Here is a 9,597-nt window from a genome sequence, read left to right as displayed (position 1 = left end):
GTGGTACGGCGGCCCCTGGGGCAGCCCCTTCTACTCCCCCTACTACTACCCGCCGTACTACGAGCAGCCGCTGCCCACCGCGGACATGCTCAACAGCGCGCTGCCCGAAGGCACGCTGGAGCCCGGCGGCACGCAAGAGGGCTTCCTGTACTTCCAGGGCGTGGCCCGCCGCGAGGACGCGGTGACGCTCCAGGTGAAGCTGGTGGACGCCCAGACGGGGGAGCCGTTCGGTTCGCTCCGCATCCCGTTCCAGGTGAGCACGAAGTAGCTAGTGCAGGAGCGTGCTGGGCGGCGCGTAGGGGGAGCGCCCGCCGTCGTGCGCCAGGTCGAGCAGCCGCGCGTCCTCCGGTTCCCCCAGCGCGCGCCGCACGTCCGCGCCCCGCACGGGCAGGCCGAAGAGCGGCCCCAGCAGGAACAGATCCAGCGCGCCGGAGAGGAGCGGCACCAGGCCCGTCAGCGCCACCATCGCGCCCCGGGGCGTGCCCGAGCCCAGTCCGCCCAGGACCATGCCCGTGCCCGCCAGAATCCGAACCCACCGTCCGCTGCGCGACGCGATGAAGCCGACCATGAACACCTCCCCACGCCGAAGATGAACACGCGGCAGGGGGCGACCACGGCCGGTGTCCACCCGGCGACCTTCATGGCCCGGGGCCCGTCCGCCCGCTCGCCGCCCAGGGTGCCAGCAGCCGGCCAGCGGGAGCACGCCCGCGCGGGCATACTGCGGCGCCGTGAGCGAGACCGAAGCGAAGGCCCCGGTGCACTCCGGCCTGCAAGCGGCCCTGGCCGCGTGGCGGGAGGCCGTGGGCGAGGCGCACGTCGTCGTGGATCCCGAGGCACTGGAGGCCGCCGGGATGGCCACCTTCGCCACCACCCAGCGCATCCCCGCCATCGTGCGGCCCGCGGACACCGCGCAGGTGCAGGCGTGCCTGCGCATCGCGAGCGCGCACCGCGTGCCGGTGTACCCGGTGAGCGCCGGCCGCAACTGGGGCTACGGCTCGCGCGTGCCCCCCGGCGACGGCAGCGTGCTGCTGGACCTGGGGCGCATGAACCGCATCCTCGCGCACGACGAACAGCTCGCGTACCTCACCGTGGAGCCCGGCGTGACGTTCCGCCAGGCCTACGCGTACCTGCGCGACAAGGGCTCCTCCACGTTCATCACCACCATCGGCGGCTCGCCAGACGCGAGCATGGTGGGCAACGCGCTGGAGCGCGGCGACGGGGCCGGCCCCAACGCGGACATCTTCCAGCACGTGTGCGCGCTGGAGGCCGTGCTCCCCACGGGCGAGCGCGTGGAGACGGGCCACGCGAGGTTCCCCGGCGCCCGCTCCGCGCCCGTCTTCCGCTGGGGTCTGGGCCCGGTGCTGGACGGCCTCTTCAGCCAGTCCTCGCTAGGCGTGGTGACGCGGATGACGTTCTGGCTGGCGCGCAAGCAGCCCTGGCTGCGCGACTTCTTCTGCGCCGTGAACGACGACGCCCAGCTCTGGGACATGGTGGACCGGCTCCAGGCCCTGGCCCTGGACGGCACCCTCAAGGGCAGCTTCTTCTTCTGGAACGACATCAAGGCCTACAGCATCACCCAGCAATACCCCTACCCCTCCGTGGGCCGCGCGCCCCTGCCGGACTGGGCCCGCGAGAAGCTCCGCGAAGGCTTTGGCCGCTGGGCCATCAGCGGCACCCTCATCGCGCCGGACGCGGAGATGGGCGCCCTGCTGGAGAAGCGGCTCGCCCGCGCCGTGGAGGGCGCCTTCCGCCCCCTGTCCTTCGGCCCGGTGGCCCCCTTCGGCGAGGGCACGCTCCAGGGCGTCCCCACCGAAACCAACCTCGCCATGGCCTACTGGCGCAAGCGCACCCCCAAGCCGGAAGACCCGCACCCGGACCGCGACCGCTGCGGCTTCATCTGGTGCTCCGTCGCCGTCCCCTTCACCGGCCCGGAGGCGAAGCGCGCCACGGACATCGCGGACCGCGTCCCCCGCCTCTTCGGGTTCGAACCCAACCTGGCGCTCCTCGCCCACTCCCCGCGCTGCGTCTACCTGGTCACCGCGCTCGCGTATGACCGGGACGTCCGGGGCGAGGACGCCCGCGCCCAGGCCTGCTACCGCGCCCTCACCCGCGAGCTGGCGGAAGCCGGGTACTACCTGACCCGAGCCGGACTCCAGGCGCAGGACACCGCACCGCCCGTGCGGGACGACTCCGCGGAGGTGCGAAAGCGGCTGAAACACGCGTTCGATCCCGAGGGAATCCTGGCTCCCGGGAGATCCGAGCCCTGAGGGCGCGGCGGATCAGCGCGGAAAAAGAGGAGCGGAAACTTTATCGGGGGCGCCCCCGATAACTTCTCAAGTCACAAGATTCCCCACCGCGCCTCGCGCCCGCCGGAGCCCTCTTCCATGTCCATCGAGACCAACCGCTACCGCCCCGTGTTCCGGAACACCACGACGACGCCCCCGGCGAACGGCACGCAGGTCCGCAAGGAAGTCCAGGCGCACACCGAGGGCCGGGCCCAGGGCGAGGCGACCATCGACCTGAACCGCGGCGTGAAGGGCAACCGCGTCACCACCAGCAACCAGGCGAACCCCAACACCACCACGGACATCCAGAAGCAGCTGGAGACCAGCCGCTTCGACAAGACGGTGGCGCAGGGCGAGTGGAACAAGAGCTGGACCGCGGCCTCCGGCTCGCACACCTCCGGTGACGTGAACGGCAACTTCCACAACACCGTGGAAGGCCAGGTCCTGACGGCGGACGTGTCCGCGCAGGGCAACGTCTCCGTGGACCCGCTGCACGGCAAGATTGGCGCGGAGGGCTCCGTGGACGTGCGCGCCGACCTGGTGCGCGGCTCCGTGGAAGGCCACGCGGACAGCGCGCTGGGCCGCTCCGAGTGGGGCGCGGAGGGCAACGTGGGCGCCGAGGCGACCGCCACGGGCCAGGTGGTGCTGGACCCGCTGCACGGCCAGGCCGCTGCCTCCGTCCACGGTGAGGCCTTCGCCGGCGCCCGCGCCAGCGCGGAAGTCACCCAGGAGATCGGGCCCGCGACCGTCACGGCCGGCGCCGAGGCGTTCGCCGGCATCGGCGTGGAGTTCGAGGCCAACGTCGGCCTGAAGGACGGCAAGCTGTCCGCCAACTTCGACGTGGGCGCGGCGCTGGGCATCGGCGCCAGCCTGGAGTTCGGCTTCTCCGTGGACGTGGGCAAGGTCGGCGACGCCGCCAAGGCCGCCGTCGAGGGCGTGGGCAAGGCCGTGGAGAACGTCGGCGAGGGCATCAAGAACGTCGGCGAGGGCATCAAGAACGTCGGCGAGGGCATCAAGGACGCGCTGAGCAAGTGGTAGTGGCGGGCCGCGCTCGGCCGCCTCCCACCTGAAGCTCTTCCCAGGGCCTCGTCCATCCGGGCGAGGCCCTTCCTTTTTCCCCGTTGCTCGACAGCCCCCGCCCCCTGGGGGACACTTTCCATCATGAACTCTCTGGAAACCCTTCTCGCGCAGGGCCAGGTGGCCCAGGCCAGGGCCGAGGCCGAGAAGCTCCTCGCGAAGAACCCCAACCACCGCGACGCGCTGGTGGTGATGGCCAAGCTGGCGCTGGTGGAGAACAAGGTGCCCCAGGCCGAAGGCCTGCTCGCCAAGGCCGAGGCCCAGGGTGCCACGGCGGAGACCGGCCTGGTCCGCGCCAACATCGCCGCCCAGAAGGGCCAGCTCGACGCCGCCCTCAAGGCCTACCAGGGCGTGCTCGCGGCGGATCCGAACCGCGCCGAAGCCTGGTTCGGCAAGGGCATGATGCTCATCAAGCAGGACAAGGCGCCCCAGGCGCTGGAGGCCCTGTCCCAGGCCGCGAAGCTCGCCCCCCAGAACCCGGTGTTCCGCTACCGGCTGGGTCAGGTGCAGCTGGAGGCGGGCAAGACGGACGCAGGGCTCGCCACGCTGCGCGAGGTCCTCACGCTGGCGCCGCGCTTCGTGCCCGCGTACCTGAGCCTGTCGCACGCGCTGGCCGCCGAGGAGAAGCTGGTGGACGCGCGCCGCGTGCTGGAGCAGGGCCTCAAGGCGGTGCCCAACCAGCCGCGCATGCTCGCGTCCGTGACGGTGCTGTCCATGGCGCTGCGCGACCTGCGCACGTCCTACCAGGCGGCCTCCGCGCTCGCGGCCCAGCGCCCGAAGGACGCGGACGCCCAGGCGAACCTCGCGCAGCTGATGCTGGCGCGCGGTCAGATTGAACAGGCCCGGCACCTGTGCCAGACCATGGCGTCGCTGGGCGTCGCCAGCGAGTCGCTGAAGATGGCGGAGGCCACCTGCTACGAGTCGCAGGAGCCGCCCGCGTACGACAAGGCCATCACCGCGTACGAGCAGGGCATGGGCCTGGCGCCGGACGGCTGGCGCGCGGCGAACAACCTGGGCCAGCTGCTCTTGCGCGTCCCCGCGGAGCCGGCGAACGCGAACCTGCCGCGCGCGGTGACGGTGCTGGAGGAGGCGGTGCGCCGCGCTCCGGACCGCCCGGAGCCGCTGCTCAACCTGGCGCTCGCGCAGGCGCGCCTGGGCCAGGAGCAGAAGGCGAAGGAGCTGGTGCAGAAGGTGCTCGCCATGCCGCTGGCGGAGGACACCGACCTGCACGAGGAGGCCGTGCGCCTCTCCCAGGCGCTCACCAAGGCCTGAAGCAACACGGACGCGGCCCGCGCTACTCGTTGAAGTCGAGCGTGGGCACGTCCTCGTCGCCGGACGCCGCCTGGTAGACATGCCAGGCGGTGGCCAGGTCCTGGAAGGGCAGGCCCACCCCGGCGAACACCGTCACCTGTTCCTGGGACGTGCGCCCGGGCTTGAGGCCCGCGAGGACCTCGCCCAGCTCCGCGTGGATGGCGCCTTCGGTGAGCCCCACCGCTCCCGCCGCGCCCGTGGAGACGGTGAGCGCGCGGTGGTCGCAGATGAACAGCGCTTGCTCCAGCAGGTCTTGCGACAGCTCCGCCTTGCCCGGCTCGTCCGCGCCCAGCGCGGTGATGTGCGTGCCCGGCCGCACCATGCCCGCGTGCAGGAAGGGCTGGTGGCTCCACGTCGCCGTCACCACGATGTCCGCGTCCGCCACCGCGTCCGCCACGGACGTCTCCACGTGCACCGGCAGGCTCAGCTCCTGGTACATGCGCGCGGCGTAGGCGTTCGCGTGCGCGATGTTCGTGTCGTAGACGCGCACCTGGCTGAGCGTGCGCACCAGCCGCAGCTGCTTGAGCTGGAGCACGCCCTGGTGGCCGGCGCCAATCACCGCCACGCGCGTCGCGTCCGGCCGTGCCAGCACGTCCGCGGCCAGCGCGCCCACCACGCCGGTGCGCACGGCGGTGAGGTGGCCGGAGTCCATCACCGCGAGCAGCCCTCCCGTCACGAGGTCGTGCAGGTGCACCACGCCCTGGATGGCGGGCTTCTGCCCGGGGAACTTCGCGTGCACCTTCACGGTGTACGCGGGGATGCCGGGCACGCAGCCGGGGAAGAGCACCAGCGCGGTGCCCTCCGAGTGCAGCGGCGCGCGCACGCGCTGCGGGGCCACCGTGCGGGCCAGGACGTCGGTGCGGAAGGCCTCGCGCAGGTCGTCCAGCAGCAGGAGTGCCTGGATGTTGCGGGCCACGGCGGAGCGGTTGAGCAGGAGGGTGCGCATGCTTTGCCGGCCACCCTACCCGAGCACTCGCATGCCCTGGGGCGCGAACGTTCCCCCAGGGCGGCCGAGCGCACGAAGGTGAACGGCGCGCCGGGCGGTGCGTCCGAGGCCCGGCCCGGGACCCACGGACGAGGGCTCGCGGCGGCGGCCTCCACTGGACGCAGGGGCGAAGCACGCCGGAGGCACCGTGCGCAGACTTTCCGCGAGGGGCGGCGCGGCCGGGCGATGGCCTGGGGAGACTGGCGATGCAGGAGCCGGATTCACACTCCGTGGACGAGCATGCGCGCAGCGGGCCCCGGCCCTCCGCGGCGGAGTTCCTGCGTGCGAATCACGACGTGCTGCTGACGGACTGGCAGCAGGCGATGCTCCAGCAGCTGGGCGGCAAGGAGCCGGTCCGCCCGCCCTGGCTCATCGACCACCTGCCGGAGCTGCTCACCACGCTGGCGGACGCGGTGGAGCTGGGGCCGGAGGCGCTGGACGAACGCCTGGAGGCGGCGCACGCCGCGGCCCGGCTGGACGCGGGCTTCGACCTGGGCGAGGTGGCGCAGGAGTACGCGCTCCTGCGCCGCTGCATCCTCCACCGCCTGGAGGCGCAGGAGCGGATGCTCCGGCCCGGCGACCTCACGCGGCTGGAGGAGACGCTCGACCGGGTGGTCACCCGGACAATGACCTTCTTCTGGTCCATGAAGCAGCGCATCCTCCAGACGCTGGACCGCATGTCCGAGGCGACGCTGGACGACCCGGACATGGAGACGCTCCTGGAGCGCCTGCTCACCCGGCTGATGGAGTCCGCGCTCACCGTGGACACGGCGGCGGTGATGATGCTGGAGGACGACGCGCTGGTGGTGCGCGCCGCGGTGGGCCTGGGCACCGACGAGGTGAAGGGCCTGCGCGTGCCGGTGGGCCAAGGCGTCAGCGGGCAGGCGGCGCTGGAGCGGCGGCCCTTCTTCGTCCGCTCGGCCGCCACGGATCCGCGCGTCCTCTTCGAACCGCTGCGCCGCTCGGGGCTGCGCGCGCTGTACGGCCTGCCGCTGATGGACGGCGAGCGGCTGTTGGGCATGGCGTACATGGGGTCGCGCACGGCCTTCGCCTTCTCCGAAGCGGACGTGCTGCTCTTCCACGCCGTCGCGGAGCGGGCCTCCGCGCACATCGCGCAGACGGAGCTGCACGCGCGCGAGCACGAGGCGCGCAAGGAGGCCGAGCGGTCGCTGGCGCTGCTGGACTCGCTGCTGGACGCGGCGCCCGTGGGCATCGCGTTCCTGGACCATGACCTGCGCTACCTGCGCATCAACGGAACGCTGGCGCGGCTCAACAGCAACCCCGTGGAGGCACACCGGGGCCGCACCCTGCACGAGATGGTCCGCACCGGCGCCGAGGCCCCCATCGAGCGCGCACTGAGGCAGGTGCTGGAGACAGGGCGGCCCGTGCAGGACGTGCTCCTCGAAGGGCCGGATCCGGTGCGGGGCCGCGCGGGCGTCTGGCGCGCGGACTGCTTCCCGGTGCGCACCCCGGACGGCGTGCTGCTGGGGGTGGGCTGCACGGTGGTGGACATCACCGACCACAAGCGCGCGGAGGCCGCGCTCCGGCAGGCCATCGACTTCCGCGAGGAGCTCATCGCCGTCCTGGGACACGACCTGCGCAACCCCTTGCACGCGGTGAACGCGTCGGCCTTCATGCTGGGGCGGGCCCCGGACCTGGACACGGGCGCGCGCCGCTCCGTGGACCGCATCCGCAAGGCCACGGCGCGGATGACGCGGATGATCAACGACATCCTCGACTTCGCGCGCAGCCGCCTGGGCGGGGGCATCCCGGTGACGCGCCAGCACGTGAACATGGTGGAGCTGTGCCAGGGCGTGCTGGACGAGCTGCAGGTGGTCTACCCGGAGCGGTCCCTCTCGCTGGAGGTGCGCGGGGACGACCTGTGGGGGGAATGGGATCCCGACCGGGTGACGCAGGTGCTGGGCAACCTGGTGGTGAACGCGCTGCAACACGCGAAGAGCGACACGCCCGTCGTCACCACGCTCACCGGCGAACCCACGGACGTGGTGATGCGCGTGCTCAACGAGGGCGACCCCATCCCGGCGGAGCTGCTGCCGCGCCTGTTCGACCCGTTCAAGGCGGGGCACCTGCCCGACCCGGGCACCAAGCAGCGCAGCCTGGGGCTGGGGCTCTACATCGTGAGTGAGATCGTCCAGGTGCACCAGGGCAGCGTCCGCGTGGAGAGCGTCCCCGGAGAGGGCACGACCTTCACCGTGCGCTGGCCCCGCGTCCCCCCGCCCCGGGGCTACCTGCCGCCGTGAGCCGTCCTCACGGCGCGGCCTTCACCTCGGACGCGGGCGCGATGGCGAGCGTGTGCACGGCCTCCGCGAGCATGCGCGTGCTCAGGTCCAGCGTCTCCAGCGCGATGGATTCATCCGGGGCGTGGCCGGTGTAGGGCTCGTTGGGGAACGCGGGCCCGAAGTCCACGGCGCGGGGGAACAGCCGCGCGTAGGTGCCGCCGCGGATGGAGCCGGGCACCGCGTCCGGCGCCTTGCGCTGCCGCTGGTAGATGTCCATCAGCGTCTTCACCAGCGGGCCGGACGTGTCCGCCACGTGCGGGTCGCCCAGGTAGCGGCCGGAGCCCTCCTTCACCTGGCCACCGGAGTCCTCGCCCACGCGCTTCGCGGCGGCGTCCAGCGACGCGTTGAAGGCCGCCGCGTCCTTGCCCTGCGGCCTGCGCATGTTGACGCCCAGGGACACGCTGCCGTCCTTCACGCGCAGCACGGTGGGCGCCACCAGCAGCGGCCCCATCAACGTGTCCTCGTACTTCAGGCCCAGCTTGTCGCCGTGGTGGTCGCCGTCGAAGCGCTTCGCCACCACGCGCAGCAGCGCCGCGATGCCGTTGTCCTCCAATGACAGACGCGAGGCCACGGCGGACAAATCCCAGAGGGCGTTGTGGCCCTCGTCCGCGGTGGACGAGTGCACCGCCACGCCGTGGGCGGTGAGCACCACGGTGGAGCCCTCGCGCTTCGCCTCGGCCTTCAGGTCCCTGCGGGCGGGGCCCTCCTGGGCGATGGCGGCCTTCACGGCGGCGAGCACCGCCTCCGGCGTCTGGCCCTTCACGGGCTCCAGCTTCAGCGTGGCGGTGCCGGGCACCTGGGTGAGGAACTCACCCGCGCTCACGTCCACGGCGCGCGCGACGGTGCCCTCCTTCGGCGTGGCGAGCGCCGCGCCCACGGGCGCCTCCAGCGTCCACGCGACGAAGCCGGACTGCGCGGCCATCACCGGGTAGCCGGAGTCCACGGAGATGACGTGCGTGGGCTTGGGCTCCGTGTCCGCGTACTTCTTCATGCCGTTCCAGTCGCTCTCCTCGCCGTTGCCGATGATGACGAGCACCTTGCCTTGCGGCTTCAGGCCCAGGTCCTTCGCCATGGCCAGCGCGACGAGCCCGGAGGCGATGGGGCCCTTGTCGTCCTCCACACCCCGGCCATACAGGCGGCCCTTCTCCACCACCGGCTTGAAGGGGGCGCGCTTCCATTCATGGGCGGCCGCGGGGACGACGTCGCCGTGGAACACGAGCCCCAAGAGCGGCTCGCCTTCGCCCCAGGACAGCTCGAAGACGTCGTTGTCGCCCACGGTGCGGAAGCCGAAGCCATGCTGCTTCGCCCAGGACTCCAGGGCGCGGCCCATGGCGGCCACCTCCGGGTTCTTCGCGGCGGGGGCCTCGCTGCTCACCGTCTTGAAGCGGACGAGCGTCTGCGTGAGGGCCACCACGTCATCCAGTGCACAGGCCTGGATGTAGGCGGCGTAACGCTCCGCGGCGGAGGCGCCCTTCAAGGCGGTGTCGGAGAAGCGGGCGGCCCGGGCGGCGGGCTTGCCGGCGCAGCGGGGGTCCTTGGCGGCGAGGGCGGCGGCGGGCGCCAGGAGGCAGAGGGCGGCGAGGAGGCGGGTGCGCATGGGGTCCTGGGAAACCGTCGGGAGGACGGGGCATTCCTGGTG

Annotated in this window: 7 protein-coding genes and 1 pseudogene; 5 read left to right on the top strand and 3 right to left on the bottom strand. The window is 72.5% G+C overall.

The annotated features are described in order from the left end of the window. Positions 1 to 268, top strand: a pseudogene (locus tag D7X32_RS45785) (hypothetical protein); the annotation flags it as partial. On the opposite strand, the gene D7X32_RS40840 reads toward D7X32_RS45785, so the two are convergent. Continuing rightward, positions 269 to 568, bottom strand: a complete 300-nt coding sequence (locus D7X32_RS40840) for a hypothetical protein (RefSeq protein ID WP_208752714.1) — start codon at positions 566 to 568, stop codon at positions 269 to 271. Positions 569 to 728: 160 nt separating this feature from the next. Between D7X32_RS40840 and D7X32_RS40835 the strand changes: the two genes are divergently transcribed. From D7X32_RS40835 to D7X32_RS40825, 3 genes are all read left to right on the top strand, one after another. Next, entirely contained in the window at positions 729 to 2,267 is a 1,539-nt protein-coding gene (locus D7X32_RS40835) for an FAD-binding oxidoreductase (protein WP_120607920.1), read from the top strand. Positions 2,268 to 2,384: 117 nt separating this feature from the next. Then, positions 2,385 to 3,323, top strand: a complete 939-nt coding sequence (locus tag D7X32_RS40830; RefSeq protein WP_120607919.1) for a hypothetical protein — start codon at positions 2,385 to 2,387, stop codon at positions 3,321 to 3,323. 123 nt (positions 3,324 to 3,446) lie between these two features. Beyond that, positions 3,447 to 4,634: a tetratricopeptide repeat protein gene (locus D7X32_RS40825; RefSeq protein WP_120607918.1), complete on the top strand. Its 1,188-nt coding sequence runs from the start codon at positions 3,447 to 3,449 to the stop codon at positions 4,632 to 4,634. Between the two features lie 22 nt (positions 4,635 to 4,656). Here the strand turns inward: D7X32_RS40825 and D7X32_RS40820 are convergent, their stop codons facing one another. Next, entirely contained in the window at positions 4,657 to 5,619 is a 963-nt protein-coding gene (locus tag D7X32_RS40820; protein ID WP_120607917.1) for an ornithine cyclodeaminase family protein, read from the bottom strand. Positions 5,620 to 5,888: 269 nt separating this feature from the next. On the opposite strand from D7X32_RS40820, the gene D7X32_RS40815 reads away from it, so the two are divergent. Next, complete coding sequence (locus tag D7X32_RS40815) at positions 5,889 to 7,919, top strand: ATP-binding protein (RefSeq protein WP_244239460.1); 2,031 nt, start codon at positions 5,889 to 5,891, stop codon at positions 7,917 to 7,919. 7 nt (positions 7,920 to 7,926) lie between these two features. On the opposite strand, the gene D7X32_RS40810 is transcribed toward D7X32_RS40815, so the two are convergent. Next, the gene (locus D7X32_RS40810; protein WP_120607915.1) at positions 7,927 to 9,555 is read right to left on the bottom strand and encodes a Sapep family Mn(2+)-dependent dipeptidase; all 1,629 of its coding nucleotides are present in this window, start codon (positions 9,553 to 9,555) and stop codon (positions 7,927 to 7,929) included. Between the last annotated feature and the right edge of the window lie 42 nt (positions 9,556 to 9,597).

It is taken from the genome of Corallococcus carmarthensis, from assembly GCF_003611695.1.
GTDB classification, from domain to species: Bacteria; Myxococcota; Myxococcia; order Myxococcales; family Myxococcaceae; genus Corallococcus; species Corallococcus carmarthensis.
The sequence above is the reverse complement of the archived record's forward strand: the minus strand, read 5'-3'. Positions and strand labels throughout refer to the sequence as shown.

Excerpts from the sequence above, each read along its gene's own strand:
- D7X32_RS40840 (WP_208752714.1), bottom strand. The coding sequence starts at position 568 with ATGGTCGGCTTCATCGCGTCGCGCAGCGGACGGTGGGTTCGGATTCTG.
- D7X32_RS40830 (WP_120607919.1), top strand. The coding sequence starts at position 2,385 with ATGTCCATCGAGACCAACCGCTACCGCCCCGTGTTCCGGAACACCACG.
- D7X32_RS40825 (WP_120607918.1), top strand. The coding sequence starts at position 3,447 with ATGAACTCTCTGGAAACCCTTCTCGCGCAGGGCCAGGTGGCCCAGGCC.
- D7X32_RS40820 (WP_120607917.1), bottom strand. The coding sequence starts at position 5,619 with ATGCGCACCCTCCTGCTCAACCGCTCCGCCGTGGCCCGCAACATCCAG.
- D7X32_RS40810 (WP_120607915.1), bottom strand. The coding sequence starts at position 9,555 with ATGCGCACCCGCCTCCTCGCCGCCCTCTGCCTCCTGGCGCCCGCCGCC.